At 71.2% G+C, this 24477-nt stretch carries 24 protein-coding genes; 9 read left to right on the top strand and 15 right to left on the bottom strand.

Going from position 1 to position 24477, the window contains the following annotated elements; all coding sequences use genetic code 11:
• The first annotated feature begins 119 nt into the window (after window positions 1-119).
• Window positions 120-527: a fluoride efflux transporter FluC gene (locus tag ACYQ1L_RS01770; protein ID WP_460002537.1), complete on the top strand. Its 408-nt coding sequence runs from the start codon at window positions 120-122 to the stop codon at window positions 525-527.
• Complete coding sequence (locus ACYQ1L_RS01775) at window positions 524-889, top strand: fluoride efflux transporter FluC (RefSeq protein ID WP_460002539.1); 366 nt, start codon at window positions 524-526, stop codon at window positions 887-889. Before ACYQ1L_RS01770 ends, ACYQ1L_RS01775 begins: the two co-directional genes overlap by 4 nt.
• 21 nt (window positions 890-910) lie before the next feature.
• On the opposite strand, the gene ddaH is transcribed toward ACYQ1L_RS01775, so the two are convergent.
• A complete protein-coding gene (gene ddaH / locus ACYQ1L_RS01780; RefSeq protein WP_460002541.1) occupies window positions 911-1672 on the bottom strand; it encodes a dimethylargininase in 762 nt (253 codons plus the stop codon).
• Between the two features lie 157 nt (window positions 1673-1829).
• Between ddaH and ACYQ1L_RS01785 the strand changes: the two genes are divergently transcribed.
• Entirely contained in the window at window positions 1830-5192 is a 3363-nt protein-coding gene (locus ACYQ1L_RS01785) for an efflux RND transporter permease subunit (RefSeq protein ID WP_460002543.1), read from the top strand.
• 75 nt (window positions 5193-5267) lie between these two features.
• Here ACYQ1L_RS01785 and ACYQ1L_RS01790 read toward each other — a convergent pair whose 3' ends face one another.
• From ACYQ1L_RS01790 to ACYQ1L_RS01805, 4 genes are all read right to left on the bottom strand, one after another.
• Window positions 5268-5807, bottom strand: a complete 540-nt coding sequence (locus ACYQ1L_RS01790; RefSeq protein WP_460002544.1) for a YaeQ family protein — start codon at window positions 5805-5807, stop codon at window positions 5268-5270.
• A gap of 80 nt (window positions 5808-5887) precedes the next feature.
• Complete coding sequence (locus tag ACYQ1L_RS01795; RefSeq protein ID WP_460002545.1) at window positions 5888-6409, bottom strand: MogA/MoaB family molybdenum cofactor biosynthesis protein; 522 nt, start codon at window positions 6407-6409, stop codon at window positions 5888-5890.
• The gene (gene moaC, locus ACYQ1L_RS01800; RefSeq protein WP_460002546.1) at window positions 6406-6876 is read right to left on the bottom strand and encodes a cyclic pyranopterin monophosphate synthase MoaC; all 471 of its coding nucleotides are present in this window, start codon (window positions 6874-6876) and stop codon (window positions 6406-6408) included. The genes ACYQ1L_RS01795 and moaC overlap by 4 nt, the downstream gene beginning before the upstream one ends.
• Before the next feature lie 140 nt (window positions 6877-7016).
• Window positions 7017-7259, bottom strand: a complete 243-nt coding sequence (locus tag ACYQ1L_RS01805) for a MoaD/ThiS family protein (RefSeq protein ID WP_460002547.1) — start codon at window positions 7257-7259, stop codon at window positions 7017-7019.
• A gap of 91 nt (window positions 7260-7350) precedes the next feature.
• Here ACYQ1L_RS01805 and ACYQ1L_RS01810 point away from each other — a divergent pair, with 91 nt between their 5' ends.
• Together ACYQ1L_RS01810 and ACYQ1L_RS01815 are read left to right on the top strand one after the other, a co-directional pair.
• On the top strand, window positions 7351-8484 hold the full coding sequence (locus tag ACYQ1L_RS01810; RefSeq protein ID WP_460002548.1) for a ThiF family adenylyltransferase: 1134 nt from the start codon (window positions 7351-7353) through the stop codon (window positions 8482-8484).
• Entirely contained in the window at window positions 8481-8891 is a 411-nt protein-coding gene (locus ACYQ1L_RS01815; RefSeq protein WP_460002549.1) for a molybdenum cofactor biosynthesis protein MoaE, read from the top strand. The genes ACYQ1L_RS01810 and ACYQ1L_RS01815 overlap by 4 nt, the downstream gene beginning before the upstream one ends.
• Before the next feature lie 48 nt (window positions 8892-8939).
• Here ACYQ1L_RS01815 and moaA read toward each other — a convergent pair whose 3' ends face one another.
• The 5 genes from moaA to ACYQ1L_RS01840 form a co-directional block, all read right to left on the bottom strand.
• A complete protein-coding gene (gene moaA, locus ACYQ1L_RS01820; RefSeq protein ID WP_460002550.1) occupies window positions 8940-10040 on the bottom strand; it encodes a GTP 3',8-cyclase MoaA in 1101 nt (366 codons plus the stop codon).
• A gap of 153 nt (window positions 10041-10193) precedes the next feature.
• A complete protein-coding gene (locus ACYQ1L_RS01825; protein WP_460002552.1) occupies window positions 10194-11303 on the bottom strand; it encodes a sulfate/molybdate ABC transporter ATP-binding protein in 1110 nt (369 codons plus the stop codon).
• Window positions 11300-12103 (bottom strand): ABC transporter permease, encoded by an 804-nt coding sequence (locus ACYQ1L_RS01830; protein WP_460002554.1) that lies wholly within the window; start codon window positions 12101-12103, stop codon window positions 11300-11302. Before ACYQ1L_RS01830 ends, ACYQ1L_RS01825 begins: the two co-directional genes overlap by 4 nt.
• Window positions 12100-12924 (bottom strand): molybdate ABC transporter substrate-binding protein, encoded by an 825-nt coding sequence (modA, locus tag ACYQ1L_RS01835; RefSeq protein WP_460002555.1) that lies wholly within the window; start codon window positions 12922-12924, stop codon window positions 12100-12102. The genes ACYQ1L_RS01830 and modA overlap by 4 nt, the downstream gene beginning before the upstream one ends.
• Window positions 12921-13325: a TOBE domain-containing protein gene (locus ACYQ1L_RS01840; protein WP_460002556.1), complete on the bottom strand. Its 405-nt coding sequence runs from the start codon at window positions 13323-13325 to the stop codon at window positions 12921-12923. The genes modA and ACYQ1L_RS01840 overlap by 4 nt, the downstream gene beginning before the upstream one ends.
• A 245-nt stretch (window positions 13326-13570) precedes the next feature.
• On the opposite strand from ACYQ1L_RS01840, the gene ACYQ1L_RS01845 reads away from it, so the two are divergent.
• The 4 genes from ACYQ1L_RS01845 (at window position 13571) to ACYQ1L_RS01860 (ending at window position 17566) form a co-directional block, all read left to right on the top strand.
• Window positions 13571-14101 carry a nucleoside deaminase gene (locus tag ACYQ1L_RS01845; RefSeq protein WP_460002558.1) on the top strand — a complete coding sequence of 177 codons (531 nt, stop codon included), beginning with the start codon at window positions 13571-13573 and terminating at the stop codon, window positions 14099-14101.
• Window positions 14102-14126: 25 nt separating this feature from the next.
• Entirely contained in the window at window positions 14127-15656 is a 1530-nt protein-coding gene (locus tag ACYQ1L_RS01850) for an NCS2 family permease (RefSeq protein WP_460002559.1), read from the top strand.
• 146 nt (window positions 15657-15802) lie between these two features.
• Window positions 15803-17020 carry an endo-1,4-beta-xylanase gene (locus tag ACYQ1L_RS01855; RefSeq protein WP_460002560.1) on the top strand — a complete coding sequence of 406 codons (1218 nt, stop codon included), beginning with the start codon at window positions 15803-15805 and terminating at the stop codon, window positions 17018-17020.
• A 45-nt stretch (window positions 17021-17065) separates the two neighbouring features.
• Complete coding sequence (locus ACYQ1L_RS01860; protein WP_460002562.1) at window positions 17066-17566, top strand: tetratricopeptide repeat protein; 501 nt, start codon at window positions 17066-17068, stop codon at window positions 17564-17566.
• A gap of 18 nt (window positions 17567-17584) precedes the next feature.
• Here the strand turns inward: ACYQ1L_RS01860 and xdhC are convergent, their stop codons facing one another.
• The 5 genes from xdhC to ACYQ1L_RS01885 all read right to left on the bottom strand — a co-directional run bounded on the left by xdhC (window position 17585) and on the right by ACYQ1L_RS01885 (window position 24434).
• Entirely contained in the window at window positions 17585-18412 is an 828-nt protein-coding gene (gene xdhC, locus ACYQ1L_RS01865) for a xanthine dehydrogenase accessory protein XdhC (RefSeq protein ID WP_460002564.1), read from the bottom strand.
• A gap of 2 nt (window positions 18413-18414) precedes the next feature.
• Entirely contained in the window at window positions 18415-20802 is a 2388-nt protein-coding gene (gene xdhB, locus ACYQ1L_RS01870) for a xanthine dehydrogenase molybdopterin binding subunit (protein ID WP_460002565.1), read from the bottom strand.
• Window positions 20799-22373, bottom strand: a complete 1575-nt coding sequence (locus tag ACYQ1L_RS01875; RefSeq protein ID WP_460002567.1) for a xanthine dehydrogenase small subunit — start codon at window positions 22371-22373, stop codon at window positions 20799-20801. The genes xdhB and ACYQ1L_RS01875 overlap by 4 nt, the downstream gene beginning before the upstream one ends.
• A 315-nt stretch (window positions 22374-22688) precedes the next feature.
• Entirely contained in the window at window positions 22689-23444 is a 756-nt protein-coding gene (locus tag ACYQ1L_RS01880) for an IclR family transcriptional regulator (protein ID WP_460002568.1), read from the bottom strand.
• 87 nt (window positions 23445-23531) lie between these two features.
• Window positions 23532-24434 (bottom strand): aldose 1-epimerase family protein, encoded by a 903-nt coding sequence (locus ACYQ1L_RS01885; protein WP_460002569.1) that lies wholly within the window; start codon window positions 24432-24434, stop codon window positions 23532-23534.
• Between the last annotated feature and the right edge of the window lie 43 nt (window positions 24435-24477).

The raw sequence follows: 24477 nt of genomic DNA on the forward strand, positions 1-24477 counted from the left end.
GCGCGGCGTGTCGTCTCGTCGGCGGTGTGCCTGCGCCCTGACACGCCGGCTCCGCCCCCGATTCCCGCCCGCGCCGACGAGGGGCGGCACCCACAGCTGCCCGGTCTAGGCTGGCGGGCGTGACCTCGCCCATCCCGCTCCGCCTCGCCCTCGTGGTGGCCGGCGGCACCATCGGCACGGCTGCGCGCCTGGGGCTCGGGCTCGTGCTGCCGGCGCCCGTCGGCGACGGGTTCGGCGCGGTGCCGTGGGCGACCCTCATCGCCAACATCGCGGGCGCGTTCCTCATCGGCGTGCTCGCGGCGCGCCTGCCCGGATCCAGCGCCGTGCGCATCCTCCTCGGCACCGGCGTGCTGGGCGGTTTCACGACCTACAGCGCGCTCGCGGTCGGCAGCGTCACCCTGTGGCATGCACAGCCCTGGCTCGCCGCGGCGTACGCGATCGGCAGCGTCGTCCTCGGCGTCGGGGCGGCCGCGCTCGGCCTCGATCTGGCGCGCCCCCGCTCCTCCCACACGCAGGCGCACGGATGAACCCGCTGCTCTTCCTCTGCGCCGCGCTCGCCGGAGGCGTCGGTGCCGGCCTGCGCTACCTCGTCGACCTCGGCGTCGCACGGCTGGTCGGCACCCGGTACCCCTGGGGCGTGCTGGTGATCAACCTCACCGGATCCTTCGCGCTCGGAGTGGTCACCGGCGGCTTCCCGGGTGCGGCGTTCATCGTCGGCGCCGGCCTGCTCGGCGGTTACACCACGTTCAGCACGGCCATGCTCGACACCGTCGCGCTGTGGCGGGACGGATCCTCGCCCGCGGCCGTCTTCAACGCCGCCGGGATGCTGCTGCTGGGGATTCTCGCCGCGGTCGCCGGGCTGGCGCTCGGCATCGCGATCGCGGGCTGACCCCGGCTTCGGCGGATCCGGTCAGTCGCGCACCCGCACGGACAGGCACGTGACGCAGCCCTCGAGCTTCTCGAACTCGGTGATCGGCGTCTCGATCACCGTGAGCCCGCGGTCGCGGAAGAGCTGAGCGCTCTGCGGGGCGTCGGAGGACATCAGCACGGTGTTCTCGTCGAGAACGACGACCGCTGTGCCGTGCTCCTCGGGCACGGCGAGGAACTCGGGGTACACGGACGGGTCATCGACGAGCGGCGGGTAGCCGATCACGGTGCCGTCCGGCAGGGCGGTCACGCCGCTCTTCAGGTGCAGCACCTTGGTGACCTCGACCGGGACGACCCTCCAGCCCCGCGGCGCGAGCAGGGCGTCCATCTGGCGGATGCCCTCGGCATTCGTGCGCAGCGTCTGCCCGACGTAGACCGTGCGGCCGACCTTGAGCACGTCGCCGCCGTCCAGCGTGCCGGGCGCCTCGATCGCGGCATACGCGATGCCCGCCTGCTCCAGCGCGGCACGGGTGGTCTCGATCTCGCCGCGGCGCGAGTCGGCGCCGGGACGCGTGAGCAGGGCGAGGTCGCCGAACACGACGACGGTGTCCTCCACGAAGACGCCGTCGGCGTGCGCGTCGTCGGGCTCGATGTCGATCACGTCCCAGCCGCGGGAGCGGTACACGTCGACATAGGCCTCCCACTGCCGCTGGGCGAGCTCCGGGTCGACCGGGACGCGCTCGAGGTGGGTCAGCTCCCCTTCGGCGAGGCGGGGCGAGGGGCGGCGGACGAGAAGACGCGACATCCTCCCAGATTAGACGGGCGCGCCGCAGGTCAGATGTCGGCGCGTGCTGATCGGAGGTCGGACTCACGGCGGTTCGATACACGAACGCATCTAGACTCGTCACAGTGCAGCCGCATGCACGCCGGCCGTCCGCACGCACTGATCGAGAGGGTCTGACGTGTCCACACTCGCCGTCCTGAGCCTGCGCAACCGCGCTCTGATCGCCCTCATCACGATCGTGGCGGCGGTGTTCGGCGGCCTCGCGCTCACGAATCTGAAGCAGGAGCTCATCCCGTCGATCGAGTTCCCGCAGCTCGCGATCGTCTCGAATTACCCCGGCGCGTCCCCGGAGGTCGTCGAACACGACGTCTCCACGCCCGTCGAGACCGCGATCCAGGGCGTCCCGGGCCTGGACACCTCGACGGCGACGAGCACCACGAACTCCTCCGTCATCCAGGCATCGTTCGCGTACGGCACCAACCTCGCGACCGCCGAGCAGAAGATCAACCAGGCGATCGGACGGATCAAGTCCCAGCTTCCCGACGGCGTGGATCCGCAGGTGATCACCGCATCCATCGACGACTTCCCGGTGATCCAGGTCGCCGTCACCGGCTTCTCCGACGCCGAGACCGCACAGCAGCGTCTCACGAACACGATCGTCCCGAAGATCGAGCGGCTGAAGGGCGTCAACGCGGCCTCGCTCGTGGGCGGGCAGGGCAAGCGCCTCACCATCACGCCCGACAGTGCGGCCGTGCTCGCCGCGGGCCTGGCGCCGACCGCCATCAAGGACGCCCTGCAGCAGAACGGCACGCTCTTCCCCGGCGGATCCATCACCGAGGACGACACCACCCTGACCGTGCAGACGGGGGAGAAGCTCACCAGCGTCGAGCAGATCGAGGCGATCCCGCTCATCGGCGCGACCGCGCCCGGCACCACTGTCGGTTCCGTGGCGAAGGTCGCGATCGAGGGCAACCCGATCACCTCCCTCTCCCGGGTCGACGGCAAGACCGCTCTCACGATCGCCGTCACCAAGCTGCCCTCGGCGAACACGGTCGACGTGTCCAAAGCCGTCACCGCCCTCATCCCGCAGCTCGAGAAGGACCTGCCCGGCGCGACCTTCACGACCGTGTTCGACCAGGCGCCGTTCATCCAGCAGTCGATCGAGTCGCTCGCCCAGGAGGGCCTGCTCGGCCTGCTCTTCGCCGTGATCGTCATCCTCATCTTCCTGCTCTCGGTGCGGTCGACGCTGGTCACGGCCATCTCGATCCCGACCAGCGTGCTCATCACGTTCATCGGCATCCAGGCTTTCGGCTACTCGCTGAACATCCTCACGCTCGGCGCGCTCACGATCGCGATCGGCCGCGTGGTGGACGACTCGATCGTGGTCATCGAGAACATCAAGCGGCACTATGTGCAGGGATCCGACAAGAAGACGGCGATCCTCAGCGCCGTGCGCGAGGTGGCGACGGCCGTCACCGCCTCGACGATCACCACGGTGGCCGTGTTCCTGCCGATCGCCTTCGTCGGCGACATGACCGGGGAGCTGTTCCGCCCGTTCGCGCTCACGGTGACGATCGCGATGACGGCCTCGCTGCTCGTCGCTCTGACGATCGTTCCGGTGCTCGCGTACTGGTTCCTGCGCCCGGGCAAGCCGCTGACCGGCGCGGACGGGCACGCGATCGACCCGGAGCACGAGGACGCGCCGCCCACCCGGCTGCAGCGGGCGTATCTGCCGATCCTGCGCTGGACGCTGAAGCACTCCTGGATCACGGTGCTGCTCGCCGTCGTCGTGCTCATCGGCACGATGGCCGCCGCTCCGCTGATGAAGGTGAACTTCCTCGGATCCAGCGGGCAGAACACCTTCCGGATGTCGCAGACGCTGGGCGAAGCGCCCAGCCTGGACGCCGAGGATGCGGCCGCGCAGAAGGTGGAGGAGGCGATCAAGGACATCCCGGGCATCAAGACCGTGCAGGTCTCGATCGGATCCAGCGGATCCGCGCTCCGAGACGCGTTCTCGGGCGGTGGATCGGGCATCAGCTACTCGATCACGACGGATCCGTCGGCGAACCAGGAGCAGGTGCAGTCCGACGTGCGCGCGGCGGTGAAGAAGCTCGACGGTGTCGGCGACATCACGATCGCCGCCAGCGAGGGCTTCGGATCCAGCGACATCCAGGTGAAGATCACCGCGCCCGACGAGAAGACGCTGAACGCGGCGACCGACGCGCTCGTGAAGGAGCTCAAGGGCGCGGCGGGCGTGAACCAGGTCTCCAGCAACCTGTCGGCGTCGCTGCCGTACATCGCCGTGCAGGTGGACCGCGCGGCGGCGGCGCAGCACGGTCTCAGTGAGGTGGCGGTCGGCGGCATCGTGTCGCAGGCGATGCGCCCCCAGCAGATCGGATCCGTGGAGATCGACGGCTCCTCGCTCACGGTGTATCTGCAGAGCGCGCACCCGCCGACGACGGTCGACGAGCTGAAGGCGCTCACGATCCCGAGCCGGGCCGGCCTCGTGCGCCTGGATCAGATCGCGACCGTGCAGCAGAGCGAGAGCCCGGCGTCGGTCACGACCCAGCGCGGCCAGCGCACCGCGACCGTCTCGGTCACACCGAAGGGCAACGACCTCGCCAGCGCCTCCGCGTCGGTGTCGAAGGCGATCGCGAAGGCCGATCTCCCCTCGGGTGCCGACGCGTCCCTGGGCGGCGTCGTGACGCAGCAGCAGGATGCGTTCGGCCAGCTCGGGCTCGCGATGCTCGCGGCGATCCTGATCGTGTACATCGTGATGGTCGCGACGTTCAAGTCGCTGCGCCAGCCGATCCTGCTGCTGAGCTCGGTGCCCTTCGCCGCGACCGGGGCGATCCTGCTGCAGATCGTCACCGGTGTGCCGCTCGGCGTCGCCTCGCTCATCGGCGTGCTCATGCTCATCGGCATCGTGGTGACGAACGCGATCGTGCTCGTCGATCTGGTCAATCAGTACCGGGAGAAGGGCATGAACGCGCACGACGCCACGATCGCCGGCGGATCCCGGCGCCTCCGCCCGATCCTGATGACCGCGCTCGCGACGATCTTCGCGCTCACCCCGATGGCCCTCGGCGTCACCGGCCACGGCGGCTTCATCTCGCAGCCGCTCGCGATCGTCGTGATCGGCGGCCTCGTGTCCTCGACCGTGCTGACCCTGCTCGTGCTGCCGACGCTGTACAACCTCGTCGAGGGCGCCAAGGAGCGCCGGGCAGCCCGGCGCGCCGCGAAGGCGGGGCTCCCGGATGCGCCGGAGAGCGCGCCCGCGGCGGCTTCGGGCGAAGCGCCGGAGAGCGCGCCCGCGGCCGCGTCCCTCGTCTCGCCTTCGGCTCGCTCAGGAACCGCTCCCGAGGAGCCCGCCGAGGGCATCACCACCCCACCGCCCGCGCCGTCTGTCACGCCGTCGGAGCCCGCGACGTCCACCGCGCAGCTGTCCGCGATCCGCGTGGCGTACGCGGACGGTGCGGAGGTGCCGGCGCACCACCCGACCCGTCGCGAGCTGCGTGAGCACGGGCCGTCGGGGTCCTAGCTGCCGGGTCCCCCCGCCCTTCATCTCGCTGCGCTCGCTCAGGAACCGGCAGCGACGAGACGAAGGGCGGGGGGCTCAGCCCAGCGCGTGCTCGTGCACGGCGGTCGTCAGCGTGGTGCCGTTGAGGTCGAGGTAGAGCACGCCCTCGGTCATCGTCATCGTGACGGTGTTGCGGCGCTCGAGCAGCGGCACCGCGCTCTCGATGAAGCCGGGATCGAAGCTGTAGACGCGGATCTGCTCGGCGCGGTGGATCCGCTTTCCCTCCCACGGCGCCATGACTTTCGCCGGGTCGCGATGCGTGTACACGACGGTGCGCTCGGCGAGCCGGGATCCGAAATGCAGGCGCTCGGCATCCGGGGCGCCGATCTCGATCCAGCCGGTCAGGCGTCCGGTGAGGTCGCGCACGACGATCGCGGGCTCCTCGGTGGAGGAGAGGCCCTCGCTGAACGCGATGCCCTCCGTGTACTCCAGCCCGTACGCGAGCACGCGCGTCAGCATGTACGCGTCGGTCTCGGACGGGTGCCGCGCGACGCGCAGCGCGTAGTCGTCGTAGACCCCGCGGTCGGTGTCCGCCAGCTGCACGTCGAACGTGTGGATCGTCGCCCCGATTGCCATAGATGTCCCACCCTACGGGGATCCGGGGTGCCCGCCGCACTGCCGCATGCCGCCCGACCGCCGGATGCGCCGAGCCGGGGTCAGTGGTCGCGGCGCCCGCTCAGCTGGCCGAGCAGATGGTCCAGGACCGGATCCAGCACGGCGAGCCCGTCCCGCACGCCACCGCGGGATCCTGGCAGGTTCATGACGACCGTGCCTCCGGCGACTCCCGCCACGCCGCGGGTGAGCAGCGCCATCGGCGTCGCGGCGAGGCCCCGTCGGCGCAGCTCCTCCATGAGGCCGGGGATCTCCCGGTCGAGCAGCGCGGCGGTCGCCTCGGGCGTGCGGTCGTCGGGGGACAGCCCTGTGCCGCCGGTCGTGAGCAGCACGTCGGGGGCGTCGGCGAGCGCGGCGGCCAGCGCGTCCGCGACCGACGCATCGGGCACCACGACCGGATCCCCGACCGCGAAGTCGCGGCCCGTCAGCCACTCGCGGATGATCGGCCCGGTCTCGTCCGCGTAGACGCCCGCTGCGGCCCGGGTCGAGACGACGAGCACCGCGGCGGTGCGCGTGCCGGTCGCCGAGTCCGTCGAAGCGCCAGGACCCGGCGCGTCCGCGGTCACTCCGCCGTCCAGTCGCCGCTCTTGCCGCCCGACTTCGCGAGCACGCGGATGTCGCCGATCACGGCGTGCTTGTCGACGGCCTTGATCATGTCGTACAGGGTCAGCGCGGCGACGCTGGCCGCGGTGAGCGCCTCCATCTCGACGCCCGTGACGCCCTTCGTGACGGCCGTGGCGAGGATCCGCACGCGGTCGCCCTCTGGAACCAGGTCGATCTCGACGCGGCTCAGCGGCAGCGGGTGGCACAGCGGGATGAGCGCCGAGGTCTGCTTGGCGCCCATGATGCCCGCGATGCGGGCGGTGCCGAGGGCCTCGCCCTTGGGCAGGGTGCCGTCGGCGATCTTGGCGACGACCTCCGCGGTCGTCTGGAGCACGGCCTGCGCCCGCGCCTCGCGCCGGGTGACGGCCTTGTCCGTCACGTCGACCATGTGCGCGGATCCATCGGCCCGCAGGTGCGTCAGCTCACTCATGCTCGTCTCCTCCGACTCGGTCCCGATCCTCCGAGCCTGTCACGTTTCGCCGACGGATCCGCCGCATATCTCGGCAGGATGGGACGTCGTCGGCGGATCGGGACGCCCGGGCGAGGCGATCCGGCCCGGGTCGCCTCAGGTCAGCCGCCCGCGAACGGGGGCAGGATGTCGACGGTCGCCCCGAGGGCGCGGTCGTCGTCGCGGCTGACCGTGCCGTCGACGAGGAAGGATCCCGACCGCAGCACCTTGGCCATGGGCTCGCCGTAGCGCTCCAGCAGCTCCGCGCGCAGGGCGCCGAGCGTGCCGTGCACGGTCAGCTGCTCCTGGTCGCGCCCGGCCGCCTCGGCGGCGGCCGCGAAGTAGCGCACGGTGATGGTGGTCATGACCTCAATGTAACTCGTATTGCGGAAATGGGCATCCGCATCCCGGAAAAGCGCACGTCCCGCAGGAGGATCCCCGCGTACACTCGATCCTATGATCGCGCTCGTCGAGCCGGGGCCGGAACTGCCGCCCCAACGGATCGCCCGGTACAGCCGTCAGCTGATGCTGCCGGGGTTCGGCGAGTCCGCCCAGCGCCGCCTCGCCGCGGCCCGGGTGCTCGTCATCGGCGCGGGCGGCCTCGGCAGCGCGCTCATCCCGGCGCTGGCCGGCAGCGGCGTCGGAACCATCGGCGTGATCGACGACGACGTCGTGGAGCTCTCCAACCTGCACCGGCAGCTCAGCCACGGCATGGACGACATCGGCCGGTCGAAGGTCGGCTCGCTCGCCGACACCGTGCGCGACATCGACCCGGGCATCCTGGTGCGCCCGTACCGGGAGCGCGCGACCGCGGAGACTCTGCCCGCGATCCTCACCGAATACGACCTTCTCGTCGACGGCAGCGACAACTTCCCCACCCGCTACCTTGCCGACGATGCGGCGCGGCTGGCCGGCAAGCCCCTCGTCTGGGGTTCGATCCTGCGCTTCCAGGGTCAGGTCGGGGTGTCCGTGCCTGAGGTCGGCTTCCGGGATCTGTTTCCCGTGCCGCCGGATCCGGACGAGGTGCTGTCCTGCGAACTCGGCGGGGTGCTGGCGAGCCTGTGCACGGCCATCGGATCCTTCATGGCCACCGAGGTCGTCAAGCTCGTCACCGGCATCGGCGAACCGCTCTTCGGACGTGTGCTGTTCTACGACGCGCTCACCGCGCGCACGAGGGAGATCGCGTACGAGCGGGCAGCGGATGCGGATCCGGTCACGGAACTGGTCGACTACGAGCTGTTCTGCGGGCTGGGCTCCGCCGAGGCCGGCGACGAGACGTCGAGCGTCTCCGCGGCGGAGGTGCTGCGGCTGCAGCGCGAGGGCGGCGTGCGGCTGCTCGACGTGCGCGAGCCGCACGAGGTCGCGCTGCGGGGGATCCCGGGTGCGGCGGCGCTGCCGCTCGGCGCCCTCGAGGCCGGCGAGGATCCGCAGGGCGCGGACGAGCCGCTCGTCGTGTTCTGCGAGAAGGATCCGCGGTCGCGGCGGGCGGTGCGCGTGCTGCGCGAGCGCGGCATCGACGCGCGCTATCTCGCGGGCGGGATCGGGGCGTACGCCGCCGTGGGCGGCAGGACGGAGGGCGCCGGCGCATGAGCGAGCGCGCGATCATCAGCGACCAGCCGCTCGACGAGGCGGTGATCCGTGCCGCGGTCGGCGACGCGGCGCACGGGGCGACCGTGATGTTCTGCGGCGTCGTGCGCGACCATGACGGCGGTCAGGCGGTGCGCTCGTTGGACTACCGCGCGCACCCCGATGCGGAGCGGTTCCTCGAGGAGATCGTCGAGCGCGTGGCTGCCGAGACGGGCCTGCTCGTTGCGGCCGCGCACCGGGTCGGCGACCTGCGGATCGGCGACGTCGCGCTGTTCGCGGCGGCATCGGCCGGGCACCGCAAGGAGGCGTTCGAGGCGTGCGAGCGGCTCGTGGAGGAGATCAAGCGCGGCGTGCCGATCTGGAAGCGCCAGCACTACGCCGACGGCGTCTCGGAGTGGGTCGGTCTCTGACCGGGAACGTCCTTCTTCTCGCTGCGCTCGCTCAGGAACCTGCACGCCTCAGCCGCCGATGTAGCTCATCTCGATGCGGCGGCGGTCGGCGCGGAGCTCGGGGGTGAGGCTCGACCGGATCTCGGAGTAACGGTCGTCGCGCACTCCCCAGATCCGCGCGAGGGTCGTGGTGAGCTCGTCATCGTCGGCGCCGCCGCGCAGCAGGGCGCGCAGGTCGTGGCCCTCGGTCGCGAACAGGCAGGTGAACAGGCGGCCCTCCGTGGAGAGCCGGGCGCGGTTGCAGGTGCCGCAGAACGCACTGGTGACCGAGGAGATCACGCCGATCTCCCCGGCACCGTCGACGTAGCGCCAGCGCTTCGCCGTCTCGCCGGGGGCGGCCGGTGCCGCGGGCTCCAGCGGGAAGCGGGCGTCGATCGCCGCCACGATCTCGGCCGACGGGACGACCTCGTCGAGGCTCCAGCCGTTCGTGGCGCCGACGTCCATGTATTCGATGAAGCGCAGGACATGGCCGGTCCCGCGGAAGTGCTCGGCCAGGCTGAGGATCTCGCCGTCGTTGACCCCGCGCTTGATCACCGTGTTGAGCTTGACGGGCATGCCGGCCGCCTGGGCGGCGTCGATGCCCTGCAGCACGCGCGCGACCGGGAACTCCACGTCGTTCATCCGGCGGAACAGCTCATCGTCGAGGGAGTCGATCGACACCGTGACGCGGTCGACGCCGGCGGCCTTGAGCGCCTCCGCCTTGACGGCGAGGGCGGATCCGTTGGTCGTGAGGGCGATCTCAGGCTTGGATCCGTCGAGCGTCCGCAGTGCGGCGAGCCGGGCGACGAGGTCCTCGATGCCGCGGCGCAGCAGCGGCTCACCGCCGGTGAGGCGCAGTTTGCGGACGCCGTTCGCGAGCGCAGCGCGCGCGATCCGCTCGATCTCCTCGAAGGTCAGCAGTTCATGCCGTTCAAGGAATGCGTAGTCCCGGCCGAACACCTCGCGCGGCATGCAGTACACGCAGCGGAAATTGCAGCGGTCGGTCACGGAGATCCGGAGGTCGCGCAGAGGCCGGTCGCGCGTGTCGAGGACGCCGGTCGATGGCAGCCGCCGGGCACCGGCGCGGGACGCGGCGGCGTCGGCGTCACGAGGGCGAGGCGTGGGCGACATCGGTCGGCCTCCTTTCGAGGGGCAACCGTAGCACCGGCTCGGCTGAGCAGGATCCGAACGGCTGCATCGCCCTTCGTCTCGCTGCGCGCGCTCAGGGACCGGCGACCGTTCCCGGTCCCTGAGCGAGGAGCGCACCGACGAGACGAAGGGCGCTCAGCGACCGGCGACCGCCGAGGGAGCGGCCGCTTCGACGCGGAGCGAGACGTCGGTCTCGTCGACGCGGAAGGACAGACGCTGCCCGGGGTGCAGTCCGAGCGCGACCGCGTGCGTCGACGGACAGTCCACGGCGATCCCGGGGTGCTCCGCAGTGCGCAGCCGGATCCCGCCGGGAATCGGGTCCAGCTGCGCGACGCGACCGGTCCACTGGTTCGCTGGCGCCGCGGAATCCGCCGCCGACGCCGCCTCCACCCGCACTGATCCGGGCGAGAACACGGCCGTGGCCGCCTGGCCCGCCCCCGTCGCGTCGCCGTGACCGCGCAGCGCGAGCCCATCGGCCGCCCGCACGGCGCCGTCGCCCGTGCCGACCGCCTCGAGCCGGTTCACCCCGACGAGGGCGGCGACGAACTCCGAGCGCGGGTGGCCGAGCACCTCGGCGGTCGGTCCCGCCTGCATCACGGCGCCGTCGTGCAGGACGAGCGTGCGCGCGGCCAGGATCAGCGCGTCCATGGGGTCGTGCGTGACGAGCACGATCGGGATGGGACGGTCACCGGCGCCCACCTGCGCGGCGATGAGCCGCCGGGCCTGCGCGGCAGATGGGGCATCGAGCGCCGCGAACGGCTCGTCGAGCAGCAGGGCGTCCGGCTCGGAGGCCAGGGCGCGGGCGATCGCGGCGCGCTGCTGCTGCCCGCCGGAGAGCTCCGCCGGTCGGCGGGCGGCGAGCCCGCCGAGACCCACCTCCTCGAGTCGCTGCGAAGCGCGACGGCGGGCCTCCGCGCGGGACACGCCTTGCGCACGAGGCCCGAAGGCCACGTTCTCGCGCACGCTCAGATGCGGGAACAGCAGCGGGCGCTGTCCGAGCAGAGCGACCCGCCGTCGCGCCGGCGGCACATGCGTCGGTCGGGCGGATCCGAGAGCCGGGGCGTCGAGCACCCGCCCGGCGACCTCGACCGTCCCTGCAGCGGGCAGGAATCCCGCGACCGCGTTCAGCAGCGTGGACTTGCCGGATCCATTCGGGCCGATCACGGCCAGGATCTCGCCCGGATCCGCCTCGAACGCGGCGGAGAGCGCGAAGCCGGCGCGACGGGTGTGCAGGTCGACCCTCATCGCACGGCCCCCGGGCGCCAGCCGCGTACGAGCACCAGCGCGGCGATGGCGACGAGGATCAGCATCAGCGACAGGGCGATGGCGGTGTCCTCCTCGACCCCGGCGCCGTTGAAGGCGGTGTAGATCGCCAGCGGCATGGTGCGGGTGACTCCCGCCGCGTTGCCGGCGAACAGGGCCGTCGCCCCGAACTCGCCGAGAGCGCGCGCGAAGCAGAGCACGGTGCCGGCGACGAGCCCCGGGGCGGCGAGCGGCAGGGTCACCCGGCGGAACACCGTGAATCGGCCCGCGCCGAGACCGGCGGCCACGTGCTCGTGCTCGGTGCCGATCGCGCGCAGGGCGCCCTCGATCGAGATCACCAGGAACGGCAGCGCCACGAACGCCTGCGCGACCACCACGGCGACCGTCGTGAAGGGGATCTGGATCCCGGCGGCCCCGAGGGCACCGCCGAGCAGCCCGGTGCGTCCGAACAGCGCGAGCAGCGCGATGCCGCCGACGAGGGGCGGCAGCACGAGGGGCAGCGTGGTCAGGGTGCGCAATACCGCCGCGAGCCACGTGGGGCTGCGGGCGATCGCCACCGCGAGGGGCACGCCGAGCAGTGCGCAGACCGCGGTGGCGATCGTCGCGGTGAGCAGCGAGAGCCCGAGCGCCTGCAGCGCGGCGGGCGACGTGATCGCCGCGGGCACGGTCGCCCAGTCCAGCCGCCCCAGCAGCGCGACGAACGGCAGCACGAGCAGGGCCACCGCGATGAGTGCCGGGATCAGCACCCACGCCGCCAGCCCCTCGCCGCGCCGCTGCGTCATCGCCCGCCGAACCCGAGGTCGGTGAGGATCTTCTGGCCCTTGTCCGACAGCACGAACTCCTGGAAGGCGAGTGCCGCATCCGGGTTCTTCGAGGCCTTCAGCGCCGTGATCGGGTACTTGTTCACGGCCCGGTCCGCGTCGGGGATGGTGATGCCCGCGACCGCGGATCCGGCCGCCTTGACGTCGGTCGTGTAGACAAGGCCGGCGTCGGCTTCGCCGGCCTTGACCTTGGCGAGCACGGCGGTGACGTTCTGCTCCTCGCTGACCGGTGTCACGGCGGCACCTGCGGCGTCCAGCAGCGTCTTCGCCGCGCTCCCGCACGGTACCGCGGGAGCGCACAGCACGACCTTGAGGCCGGGATCGGCGAGCGATGAGAGATCCTTCACCTTGTGCGGGTTGCCGGGAGCGACGGCGATCTGCAGCACGTTCGAGGTGAACACCTCGGTCGGTCCGGCGAGCCGGGCCTGGATGACCTTGTCCATGTTCTTCAGGTCGGCCGAGGCGAACACGTCGACGGGCGCCCCCGCGATGATCTGCGTCGCGAGCGTCGATGATCCGTCGTAGGTGATCGGATGCACATGAACCTGCGGGTTCTCGTACTCGAACCGGGCGGTGATCTCATCGAACGCCTTGCTCAGCGAGGCGGCGGCGAACACGGTGAGCTCGCCGTGCGGGGCGGAGCGGACGGCGATGCTCGTCCGGCCGGTCGGCGTGGCCGAGGGGCTCGCCGCCGGGGAAGCCGTCCCGGAGCACGCTGTGAGGGCGAGAAGCGCCAGCGCGCCCGCCATGAGGGCCGCCGGCCGCAGACGGGTGCCGGTCATGCTCCGGCCCTCTCGGCTTCGATGATCATCATGGTCGCCTTCGTGACGGCGACGGCCTTGCTGCCGACTTCGAGCCCCAGTTCCTCCGCGGCCTCGGCGCTCATCAGCGACACGATGCGGTGCGGCCCGCTCTGCAGCTCGATCTGCGCCATCAGCCCCTCCACCCGCACTGCCGTGACGAGCCCGACGAAGCGGTTGCGCGCGCTGCGCACCATGTCGTCGCCCGGATCCGGCTCGCTCGCGAGAGCCTGGGCGCGCTCGGCGAGTTCGGCGCCGGGCACGACCTGGTGACCGGTCGCGTCGGTGGAGAGGGTGAGGATCCCGTCGGCTGCCCAGCGGCGCACCGTGTCGTCGCTGACCCCCAACAGGCTCGCGGCTTCACGAATCCGAAAATGCGTCATGAGGAAGACGATAGCGCCGCAGATGCGGTTGGACAATCACGGATCCCGCATTACGGAATGACGATTCCGAAAAGTGCTGGACCGTGGGAGGGAACGCTGTTACTGTCGACCCCAGCCCGACGCCGCATCACCGGCCGAAGGCGGGATGACAACCTAGCGGTTCGACGTACTTATCTCGAGGGACGGCCCGACTCCGGGGCCCGACCGGAAGCCGTATCACTGCGACGACAGCAAGGAAGCTCTCCATGACCAGCACCCCCGTGCCCCCGGACGGCAGTGCGTCCGCGAACGTCGTGGCGAAGACGCCGGCCGAGTACCTCGCGCGGGCCGTCGCCCTCGCGACGGACAACGTGCGCAATGCCGGCGGTCCGTTCGGCGCCATCGTCGTCTCGGCCGACGGCCGGGTGTTCGAAGGCGTCAACCGCGTCACCGCGAATCTCGACCCCTCGGCGCACGCCGAGGTGACCGCGATCCGCAACGCGTGCCAGCAGCTCGGCACATTCGACCTGTCCGGTGCCACGCTCTACACCAGCTGCGAGCCGTGCCCGATGTGCCTCGCCACCTCGCTGTGGGCGCGCATCGATCGCGTCTACTTCGCGGCGAACCGTGACGACGCCGCAGACGCCGGCTTCGATGACGCGGTGTTCTACCGCTATTTCGAGGGCGGACCGGATGACCGGGCGATCATGCCCGTGACCGACATCACTCTGCCGGCGGAGCAGCGCGTCGCGCCCTTCACCGAGTGGAGCCGCAACACCACCCGCATCGAGTACTGACCGAACCGAACATCAGGAGCAGACAATGACGTCGCACACTCCCACCCCCGAAGCCGAAGGCGCTCCCGAGCGCTCTCCGTTCTCCCGCACCGCGGAGAACCTGCCGCCGCTGAAGACCGGCACCAGCACCACCGTCGACGCCGAACCGCGCAACGCGGTCGACCGGTTCTTCGAGGTCACGCGTCGCGGATCCACGATCGGCCGCGAGCTGCGCGGCGGCATCGTCACCTTCGTCACGATGGCCTACATCGTGATCCTGAACCCGCTGATCCTCGGCGGTGCCAAGGACGTCGCCGGCCACGCACTGCAGGCGGCTCAGATCGGCGCCGCCACCGGGCTCACCGCCGGGGTGATGACGATCCTGTTCGGCGTGATCGCGCGGCTCCCGTTCGCGCTCGCCGCGGGCCTGGGCATCAACTCCTTCCTCGCCGTGTCGGTGGTCGGCCAGGTCACGTGGCAGGAGGCCATGGGGCTCGTCGTGATCAACGGCGTGCTCATCGTGCTGTTCGGAGCCACCGGCATCCGCACCGCCATCTTCAAGGCCGTGCCGCAGGCGCTCAAGGCCGCGATCACGGTCGGCATCGGCCTCTTCATCGCCTTCATCGGCTTCGTCGACTCCGGGTTCGTGAACCGCACCCCCGCCGGTCCGCCGGTGCAGCTCGGCGAGGGCGGATCGATCACATCCGTCCCCACGCTGATCTTCCTGCTCGGCGTCGTCGTCATCGCGATCCTCGTGGCCCGCAAGGTGCCCGGGGGCATCCTGATCGGCATCGTCGCGACCACCATCGTCGCGCTCATCGCGCAGGCGGTGCTGCACCTCGGGCCCTCCTTCAAGGACCCGAACGGCTGGCACATGACCATCCCGCAGCTGCCGAGCACGTGGATCACCGTGCCGGACTTCGGGCTGGTCGGGCAGTTCGACCTGTTCGGCGCCTTCGGCCGGATCGGCGCGCTGTCGGCCACGATGCTCGTCTTCACGCTGGTGTTCTCGAACTTCTTCGACGCCATGGGCACCATGACCGGACTCGCCAAGAACGCGGGCCTCGCCTACAAGGACGGCACGTTCCCGCGCCTGCGCTCCGCGTTCGTCGTCGAGGGCTTCGGCGCCGTCGCCGGAGGCGTGACCTCGACCTCGTCGAACACGGTGTACGTGGACAGCGCCTCCGGCATCGGCGAGGGTGCCCGCACCGGACTGGCCTCGCTCGTGGTGGGTGCGCTGTTCCTGCTGTCGATGTTCGTCACGCCGCTCACCCTGGTCGTCCCGATCGAGGTCGGATCCGCCGCGCTCGTCGTCGTCGGCGCGATGATGATGGCGCAGATCCGCGAGATCAGATTCGACACCTTCGCCGTCGCGCTGCCGGCGTTCCTCACGATCGTGACGATGCCGCTGACCTACTCGATCGCGAACGGCATCGGCGTCGGCTTCATCTCCTGGGCGCTGGTGAACGCGCTCTCCGGCCGGGCGCGCAAGGTGCACTGGCTGATGTGGGTGGTCGCGGCCGGCTTCGCGCTGTACTTCGTGCGCGGCCCGGTGGAGCAGCTGCTCGGGCACTGATCACCCGGTGGGCGGTGACGGTTGCATCAATTGTAGGTATTGACAACTTATTTCTTGCGACCGTAATCTGCAGGGGCCCCGTCGCCCCAGGGCCTGCGGATCGGCGGGGTCAGCCCACCGTCACCGTCTCCATCGAGGTCCACAGCATGACCGATCTGCGCCCTTCCGCTCGTCCTCGTCACCGGGAGGTGGATGCCGGCCTCCTCCTGGTCGATGCCGCCGGGCAGCCGCTGCGCAACCAGGACGTGACGGTGTCGCAGCTGCGGCACGCGCTCCGGTTCGGATGCACGGCGCCCGGCGTCCCGGGCGAGGACATGCTGCGCCAGTGGCTCGACGTCTTCGACGCGGCGACGCTCACCCTCTACTGGGGGCGGTACGAACCGGAGCGCGGTCGGCCGCAGGTGCAGGAGCTGATGCGCCGGGCGGGCGAGTTCGCCGCCCACGGCGTGCGGTTGAAGGGGCATCCGCTCGTCTGGCACACGGTGAAGGCGCCGTGGGTCGACCGGCTGCCGCTGGACGAGGCGGAGCGTGCGCTGCGGGACCGCATCCGCCGCGAGGTGCGCGACTTCGCCGGAGTCATCGACACCTGGGACATCGTCAACGAGGCGGTGATCATGCCGCGTTTCGAGAACGAGCCGGACGGGGTTCGCAACGCGATCACCCGGCTGTGCGAGAAGCACGGCCGGGTCGAGTTCATCCGGATGGCGGTCGAGGAGGCGCGCGCCGTCAATCCCGATGTGGAGCTGGTGCTGAACGACTTCGACCTCGGCCCCGAGTACGAGCGCCTCATCGGCGAGGTGCTGGATGCGGGCGTGCGGATCGACGCGATCGGCCTGCAGTCACACATGCACCAGGGCTTCCGCGGCGAGGAGCAGGTACACGAGATCTGCGAGCGCTTCGCGCGGTTCGGCCTGCCGCTGCACTGGACCGAGACCTCGCTGGTGTCGGGCGATCTCATGCCGGCGCACATCGACGACCTCAACGACTACGTCGTGGACTCCTGGCCGTCCACGCCCGAGGGCGAGCAGCGTCAGGCCGACGAGATCGTGCGGCACTACCGGACCCTCGTGGAGCACCCGGCCGTCGCCGCCATCACCTACTGGGGCTTCGACGACGCCACGGCCTGGCTGAACGCGCCGAGCGGGCTGGTGCGGCCGGATGGCTCGGAGAAGCCCGCGTACCGCGCGCTGCGCGACCTGGTGCGCGGCGATTGGTGGCTGCCGCCGACCGTGCTGCGGACGGACGCGGAAGGGCGGGTGCCGCTGCGAGCCTTCGCCGGCGACTTCGCGGTGACCTCGGGAGACCTCCGCGGCGAGGTGTCGCTCGCCGTCGGCGACTCCGGCGCGCGGGTCGTGCTGAGCTGAGCCCTCTGTCCGGCACCCGAAGCTAGCGTGGACCGTGGAGGATCCATGACCGACCCCGATCTGCGCGCCCGGCTGGACGCGATCTTCGCCGCCCGCGACCGCTCGCACATGGCGCCGACCATCGCGGCGTTCCTCGAGGTGCTCGCAGAGCATCCCGACGACGCCGGCGTGCTCTACGAGGTCGGGGGCGCGTACGACACCGATGGCCAGGAGGAGACCGCGCTGGGCTACTACCGCCGCGCGATGTCCGCGGGCCTGGAGGGGCGCTGGCTGCGGCAGTGCTACCTGCAGTACGGCAGCACACTGCGCAACCTCGGCCGTCTCGACGAGAGCCTCGCCGCGTTCGACGAGGGCATCGCCCGCTTCCCCGAATCGGAGTCGCTCGGCCTGTTCCGCGCGCTCACCCTGCACGCGATGGGACGGCCCAGCGCAGCGCTCGGTGCGGTGCTCACCGTGGTGGCCGACCGCTTCCCGACCGCGGAGGTGCAGCGCTACGAGGCGGCGCTCCGGGGAAACGCCGCCTACCTCGCGTCGCTGGACGCCTAGAAGGCGCGTGGCCAGCGGCTACTCCGCGGCGGCGGCCTCGTCGATGAGCTGCAGGATCCGGGCGGCCACGCTCACCGCGATCACGGCGGGCTGCTTGCCGGAGACCTCGGGGATCCCGATCGGCGTCGTCACGCGGGCGAGGTCGGCGTCGGTCTGGCCCAGCTCGTGCAGCTTGGTGCGGAACCGCGCCCATTTCGAGGCGGATCCGATCAGGCCGACGGATCCGAGGCCTTCCGTGCGCAGGGCCTGGTCGATGATCGCGAGGTCCTCGACGTGATCGTGCGTCATCACCAGCACATGCGCACCGGGGGTGAGGCCGGCGAGCGCGGATTCCGGAACCGGGGCGTGCACCACGCGCACCCGGGCGACCGCGTCGCCGAGCACGCCGCTGCGGCCGGGGACCCCGATCCGCTCCTCGGCCAGCATCTCGGAGCGGGAGTCGACGAGCGTGAGCTCGAGCTCGTGGCGGGCGAGGATGCGCGCCAGCTCGAGACCGACGTGGCCGAGGCCGAACACCGCGACGGCCGGGGTGACCCGGATCGGCTCCAGCAGCATGGTGACCTCTCCTCCGCAGCACTGCACGCCGTACTCCGTCACGGCCTTGTCGCTGAGCGTCAGCGCGAGCAGCTCGGGCTCGGCGGTGCCGGCGGACAGCATCCGTCGCGCCTGCTCGATCGCGGTCTGCTCGAGGTTGCCGCCGCCGACGGTGCCGTGCACGGCGTCGGGGGAGACCACCATCTTTGCGCCGCCGTTGCGCGGGGCGTGCCCGCGCACGGTCGCCAGGGTCACGATCACGGCGGGGATCCGCCGCGACCGCAGCTCCTGCAGCGCGTCCAGCCAGTCCATCGTCAGTCGGCGGCGACCGCCGCCAGGGCGTGAGCACCCGCGCCGGCGGTGCTCTGCGGAGCTCCTGCCTCCTGCGCCGCGCGGACGGCCCAGAACACGGCCTCGGGTGTCGCCGGCGAGGCCAGGTCGACCGAATGCCCGGCCGGCCCGAACGCCGCCACGGCGTCGCGCAGTGCCTCGCGGGCGCTGAACGCGAGCATGAACGGCGGTTCGCCCACGGCCTTGGATCCGTAGACGGCGCCCTCCTCGCGCGCGTTCTCGAACAGCCGCACGTGGAACTCCTCCGGCATCTCGGAGAAGCTCGGCAGCTTGTACGTCGACGCGGACTGGGTCTGCAGGCGGCCGCGGTGCGGGCCGTCGCTGGTGTCCCAGCGCAGCTCCTCCAGGGTCAGCCAGCCCACGCCCTGCACGTAGGCGCCCTCGATCTGGCCGATGTCGAGCATCGGGGACAGGGAGTCGCCCACGTCGTGGATGATGTCGACGCGACGCACCCGGTAGGCGCCGGTGAACTCGTCCACCTCGACCTCGGTGGCCGCGGCGCCGTACGCGAAGTACTTGAACGGGGATCCCTGCATGATCTCCGGGTTCCAGTGCAGGCCCTCGGTGCGGTAGTAGCCCGCGGCGAACAGCTGCACGCGCTGGAAGTACGCGGCCTTCACGACCTCGGCGAAGGACAGGCTGCGCGCGGGCGCGGCGAGCGCGGTGACCCGGCCGCCGCCGAAGCGCACGTCGCGCTCGTCGACGTCCAGCAGGCGCCCGGCGACCTTGGTCAGGCGCTCGCGGATCTGCTCGCACGCGTTCTTCACGGCACCGCCGTTGAGGTCGGCGCCGGACGACGCCGCGGTGGCGGAGGTGTTCGGCACCTTGTCGGTGCGGGTCGGGGCGAGGCGCACCTGGTGCAGCTCCACGCCGAGCGCGGTCGCCGCGACCTGCAGCATCTTCGTGTGCAGGCCCTGGCCCATCTCGGTGCCGCCGTGGTTGACGAGCACCGAGCCGTCCTTGTAGACGTGCACGAGGGCGCCGGCCTGGTTGAACGCGGCGAAGTTGAACGAGATGCCGAACTTGATCGGCGTCATCGAGAGGGCGCGCTTGGTGTGCGGGCTGGTCTCGTTGAACCGGGCGATCTCGGCGCGGCGTGCGGCGACGTCGGCCTCGTCGGAGAGCTGGCCCCAGATCGTCTCCAGCCGGCCGGCGTCCTTCACCAGCTGGCCGTAGGGCGTGGTCTGACCCGGTGCGTAGAAGTTGCGTCGGCGCAGCTCGAGCGAATCGATGCCGAGCTTCGGTGCCACCCGGCCCAGGATGTCCTCGATGAGGAAGACGCCCTGCGGCCCGCCGAAGCCGCGGTAGGCCGTGTTCGAGGTCTTGTTCGTCTTCACGATCTGCCCGTAGGCGTGCACGTTCGGGATCCAGTACGAGTTGTCCAGGTGGCAGAGCGCGCGGCCCAGCACCGGCTCGGACAGGTCGATCGACCAGCCGCCGTCGCAGGTCAGGGTGGCGTCGAGCGCCTGCAGCAGGCCGTTCTCGTCGAAACCCACCTTCCACGCGATGTGGAACGGGTGGCGTTTGCCGGTCATCGTGATGTCCTGCGTGCGGTTCAGGCGCAGCCGCACCGGGCGTCCGGTGAGCTTGGCGCCGAGGGCCGCGATCGCCGCGAAGCCGTGCGGCTGCATCTCCTTGCCGCCGAAGCCGCCGCCCATGCGCAGGCACTGCACCGTGATCTCGTTCGCCGGGATCCCGAGCACGTGCGAGACCAGATCCTGGGTCTCGGTGGGGTGCTGGGTGGAGCACTGGATGAAGTACTGCCCCTCCGAGTCGCGGGTCGCGAACGACGCGTGCGTCTCCAGGTAGAAGTGCTCCTGGCCGCCGAACTCCGTGACGCCCTCGAAGACGTGGGCGGATCCGGCGAGGCCGGCAGCCGCGTCGCCGCGCTGCACCGTGCGCGGGGTGCCCTGGAACGACTGCGCGTCGAGGGCGTCCTGGATCGTGATGAGCGAAGGCAGCGGCTCGTACTCGACCGTCACCCGCTCGGCGCCCAGGCGTGCGGCCTCCGGGCTCTCGCCGAGCACCCACACCAGGGCGTGTCCGTAGAACATGGCCTCGCTCGGGAACAGCGGCTCGTCGTTGCGGATGCCGGCGTCGTTGAGGCCCGGCACGTCATCGGCGGTGAGCACGCGCACCACGCCGGGCACCTCGTAGGCGCCGGACACGTCGACGGTGACCCTGGCGTGCGCGTTCGTGGACTGCACCGGCCAGGCGGTGAGCACCCCGCGGGTGTGCTCGGCGATGTCGTCGGTGTACATGGCTGCGCCGGTGACGTGCAGGGCGGCGCTCTCGTGCGCGGCCCGCAGGCCGACGACGGGGTTCTCCGGGCGGTCGGCGAGCGTGCTCACTTCGACTCCCTCCGGTCGCTCAGTGCATCGCATGCCTTGAGCACCTCCTTCGCCTCGAGGGCTGTCTGACTGTAGAGCTTGAGCAGCGACGTTCCCAGCATGTGCGAGCGGTACTCGCTGCTCGCGCGGTGATCGGACATCGGGGTGCCCTCCGCGCGCAGGACCTCGGAGGCGGCCTTCACGGTGGCGATGTTCCAGGGCTTGCCGACCAGCGCCTCCTCGGTCGCGCGCGCCCGCAGCGGGGTGGCGGCGACGCCGCCGAGGCCGATGGTCGCGCCGGTCACCACGCCGCCGTCGATGTCGAGGGCGAACGCGACGGCGACGCTGGAGATGTCGTCGAAGCGGCGCTTGGCGATCTTGTGGAAAGCGGTCGTGGATGCGAGCGGAAGCGGGATCCGGACGGCCTTGATCAGCTCGTCGGGCCGTTTGACCGTCTGCCGGTAGCCGGTGAAATACTCGGCCAGCTCGACCTCACGCTCCCCGTCGACCGAGGCCAGCACCACGCTCGCGCGCAGGGCGAGCAGCGCCGGCGGGGTGTCGCCGATGGGGGAGCCGGTGCCGAGGTTGCCGCCGATCGTGCCGCGGTTGCGGATGAGGCGCGACGCGAACTGCGGGAACAGCTGCGCGAGCAGCGGGATCCGGCCGTCCAGGCGCTTCTCCACCTCGGACAGGGGCAGCGCGGTGCCGATCTCGACGTACTCGTCGCCGATCGTGAGCGTGCGCAGCTCCGGCAGCTGCTCGATCGCGACGACGAGCGGGGCGCGCCGGCCGCGGATGTTCACCTCGACGCCCCAGTCGGTGGATCCGGCGACGAGCAGCGCATCCTTCTCGTCGTGCAGGATCCGCAGCGCCTCGGCGAACGTCCCGGGGCGCACGAAGCGCGCCCCGCCGACCGCCGCGTCGGTGGCGACCGGCTGCGGAGCCGGCTGCGCGAGACGCTGCTGCAGCGGGTCGTCGGCATCGGGGGAGCCGAGCGTGTAGGCCGCGTCGCGGATCGGACGGTAGCCGGTGCAGCGGCAGAGGTTGCCGCTCAGGGCGTGCAGGTCGAACCCGTTCGGCCCGTGCTCCCGGTCGTGCACCGGACACGCGTCGGTCGCTGAGCCTGTCGAAGCGTCCGTCGCTGAGCCCGTGTCGGTCGCTGAGCCCGTGTCGGTCGCTGAGCCTGTCGAAGCGTCCGCGACGGCCGTGCGGTCGGCGCGGTAGTACTCGCCCGCCATGCTGCACGCGAAGCCGGGGGTGCAGTAGCCGCACTGCGAGCCACCGGCCTCCGCGAGCTTCGCCTGCACCGGGTGCAGGTCGTCGGGGGAACCGAGCCCCTCGGCCGTGACGACTTCCTGGCCGTCCAGGGCGTACACCGGCACGAGACAGGCGTTGACGGGCGTCCACGCGGTGCCGCCATCGGCGGTGGGCGTGGCCAGCAGCATCGCGCAGGCGCCGCATTCGCCTTCGGCGCAGCCCTCCTTGCTTCCGGAGAGTCCGACGTCGCGCAGCCAGTCGAGAGCGGTGGCATGCGTGGGCGTGCCGGCGAGCGGGCGCTGTTCTCCATTGACGGTGACGGCGATCTCGGTCATGCGAATCTCCTCGATTCCGGCGACAGTGTGCGATGCGGCTCGGCTCCGACTCTGTGAGACGGAGCCTAGGCCCGAAGGCCTCCGCGTGGGGTCTTTCTCCTTGTTGAGAGGAGCGCAACGCTGTGTGGTCAGGCGTTGTCGCCTCGGCCTTACCGCCAGTAGATTCGCGCTGTTTCCGATATACGGAATCCGTGTTCCGAAAACATCGACAGCCTAAGATGGCGGAAAGGAAGCCGTCAAGAGGGGAAGTGCGACGATTCGGCCAGGCGGCTGATCGCCGCCTTGCGCGTCCCGGGACCGGGCGCGCCGCTCGGGTCAGTACGCGTTCGCGGCGGCGGAGATATCCGCCACGACCTCGCGGAGCACCGGGATCGCCTGATCGGCGAAGTCCTCGCCGACGCGCGACATCGGGCCCGAGACCGAGACGGCGGTGAGCACCGGCATGTCCGGCACCGCCATCGCGAAGCAGCGCACGCCCACTTCGTGCTCGCCGTCGTCGACCGCGTATCCGCGCTCGCGGCTCACTGCCAGGTCGGCGAGCAGCTCATCGATGGTGCTGAGGGAGCGCTCCGTGGAGTGCGGCATGCCCGCACGGCCGATGATCTCGCGCACCTGGTCGTCGCTGAGCTGGGCGAGGATCGCCTTGCCGACGCTCGTGGAGTGCAGCGCGGCACGGCCGCCCACTTCGGTGAACATGCGCATCGCGTGCGGCGACGGCGCCTGGGAGACGTACACCACGCTGTCGCCGTCGATGGTGGCGAGGTTCGCCGTCTCGCCGAGGCGCGCCACGAGCGACTTGAGCTGCGGCATCGCCATCTGGCCGAACTGCCGGTTCGCGACCTCGCCCAGGCGGACGAGCTTGGGCCCGAGCGCGTAGCGGCGGTTGGCGAGCTGGCGCGCATATCCTTCGGCCACCAGGGTGCGCAGGAGCCGGTGGATCGTGGTCATCGGCAGGTCGGCCGCCGCTGCGAGCTGGCTGATGGTGACATCGCCGCCGGCGTCGGCGATGAGCTCGAGCACATCGAAGACGCGGGATACCGACTTGACGCGTTCTGTGCTGTCCGCGGCCATGCGGATCCTCTCGCCTCGCGATCCGGCGGGAGTTATCCGCATGCCGGAAAGATCATTCCCGAGCAGAGTATCCCATCCGCCGGACGCTCAGCCGGAGAAGGTCACGCCCCACTCGACCGACCACGTCTCGTCCGGTGCGAGGCGGCGCAGGCCGCGACCCGAGTTGAAGGCCTCGGCGGGCGCGGACATCGGCTCGAGCGCGACCACGAGCTCCTGACCGGGATAGCCCGTGCTGGTGAACGCCTGGAGGAAGTCGAGCCCCTCGCCCTGCCAGAGCGTGACCGTGCGGCCGTCCGGCGCGGACAGGGTGCTGCGCACCTTCCCGTCGTCGTCCCGGCGGAGCGCGGCGAACCCGGTGTCCAGCCGCAGATCGCCGAGGCGGTGCGGGGTGCGCAGGTCGGTGCCCTCGGACACGGGCGATTCCCCGATCGGCAGCATCCGATCGTCGGTCTCGAAGTACGTCGCGGCAGGGACCTGCAGGAGCAGCGTCTTCGGATCCGCCCCGGAGAGGGTGAGGAACGGATGCGTGCCGATCGCGACGGGCGCGGCGGATCCGGATCGATTGGTGATCGTGTGCGCGACGGTGATGCCGTCGGGAGTGAGCGTGTAGTGCACGCTGGTCTCGAGCAGGTAGGGGTAGCCGATCTGCGGCACCACGTCGGCGCGCAGCAGCACCGTGGTGTCGCTCTGCTCGGCGATCTCGTACGCCGTGTAGCGGAGCAGGCCGTGGATCGCGTTGCGGAACTTCGGCTCGGTGATCGCCAGCGCCCGGGTCTCGTCCCCGTCGATCCAGATGCCGTCCCGGATGCGGTTGGGCCAGGGCACCAGCACCACGCCCGCGCAGGAGGGAGCGGGGAGGTCGTCGGCGTAGGGCGGGACGACGGTGGTGCCGTCGACGACGAGGTGCCGCAGCGAGGCGCCGACCTGGGAGATCTGGGCGTGGACGCCGCCCGCGTCGAGGTGGATCTGGACGCCGGTCGGAGTGTGCATGCCGCCATCGTAGAGCGGTCCGGCGGCGCCGTGTCGGCGGATT

It is taken from the genome of Microbacterium xylanilyticum, assembly GCF_054654695.1.

Coding starts and splice junctions, on each gene's coding strand:
- ACYQ1L_RS01775 (WP_460002539.1), top strand. CDS start 524: ATGAACCCGCTGCTCTTCCTCTGCGCCGCGCTCGCCGGAGGCGTCGGT.
- ddaH (WP_460002541.1), bottom strand. CDS start 1,672: ATGTCGCGTCTTCTCGTCCGCCGCCCCTCGCCCCGCCTCGCCGAAGGG.
- ACYQ1L_RS01790 (WP_460002544.1), bottom strand. CDS start 5,807: ATGGCAATCGGGGCGACGATCCACACGTTCGACGTGCAGCTGGCGGAC.
- moaC (WP_460002546.1), bottom strand. CDS start 6,876: ATGAGTGAGCTGACGCACCTGCGGGCCGATGGATCCGCGCACATGGTC.
- ACYQ1L_RS01805 (WP_460002547.1), bottom strand. CDS start 7,259: ATGACCACCATCACCGTGCGCTACTTCGCGGCCGCCGCCGAGGCGGCC.
- ACYQ1L_RS01810 (WP_460002548.1), top strand. CDS start 7,351: ATGATCGCGCTCGTCGAGCCGGGGCCGGAACTGCCGCCCCAACGGATC.
- ACYQ1L_RS01815 (WP_460002549.1), top strand. CDS start 8,481: ATGAGCGAGCGCGCGATCATCAGCGACCAGCCGCTCGACGAGGCGGTG.
- moaA (WP_460002550.1), bottom strand. CDS start 10,040: ATGTCGCCCACGCCTCGCCCTCGTGACGCCGACGCCGCCGCGTCCCGC.
- ACYQ1L_RS01825 (WP_460002552.1), bottom strand. CDS start 11,303: ATGAGGGTCGACCTGCACACCCGTCGCGCCGGCTTCGCGCTCTCCGCC.
- ACYQ1L_RS01830 (WP_460002554.1), bottom strand. CDS start 12,103: ATGACGCAGCGGCGCGGCGAGGGGCTGGCGGCGTGGGTGCTGATCCCG.
- modA (WP_460002555.1), bottom strand. CDS start 12,924: ATGACCGGCACCCGTCTGCGGCCGGCGGCCCTCATGGCGGGCGCGCTG.
- ACYQ1L_RS01840 (WP_460002556.1), bottom strand. CDS start 13,325: ATGACGCATTTTCGGATTCGTGAAGCCGCGAGCCTGTTGGGGGTCAGC.
- ACYQ1L_RS01845 (WP_460002558.1), top strand. CDS start 13,571: ATGACCAGCACCCCCGTGCCCCCGGACGGCAGTGCGTCCGCGAACGTC.
- ACYQ1L_RS01850 (WP_460002559.1), top strand. CDS start 14,127: ATGACGTCGCACACTCCCACCCCCGAAGCCGAAGGCGCTCCCGAGCGC.
- ACYQ1L_RS01855 (WP_460002560.1), top strand. CDS start 15,803: ATGACCGATCTGCGCCCTTCCGCTCGTCCTCGTCACCGGGAGGTGGAT.
- ACYQ1L_RS01860 (WP_460002562.1), top strand. CDS start 17,066: ATGACCGACCCCGATCTGCGCGCCCGGCTGGACGCGATCTTCGCCGCC.
- xdhC (WP_460002564.1), bottom strand. CDS start 18,412: ATGGACTGGCTGGACGCGCTGCAGGAGCTGCGGTCGCGGCGGATCCCC.
- ACYQ1L_RS01875 (WP_460002567.1), bottom strand. CDS start 22,373: ATGACCGAGATCGCCGTCACCGTCAATGGAGAACAGCGCCCGCTCGCC.
- ACYQ1L_RS01880 (WP_460002568.1), bottom strand. CDS start 23,444: ATGGCCGCGGACAGCACAGAACGCGTCAAGTCGGTATCCCGCGTCTTC.
- ACYQ1L_RS01885 (WP_460002569.1), bottom strand. CDS start 24,434: ATGCACACTCCGACCGGCGTCCAGATCCACCTCGACGCGGGCGGCGTC.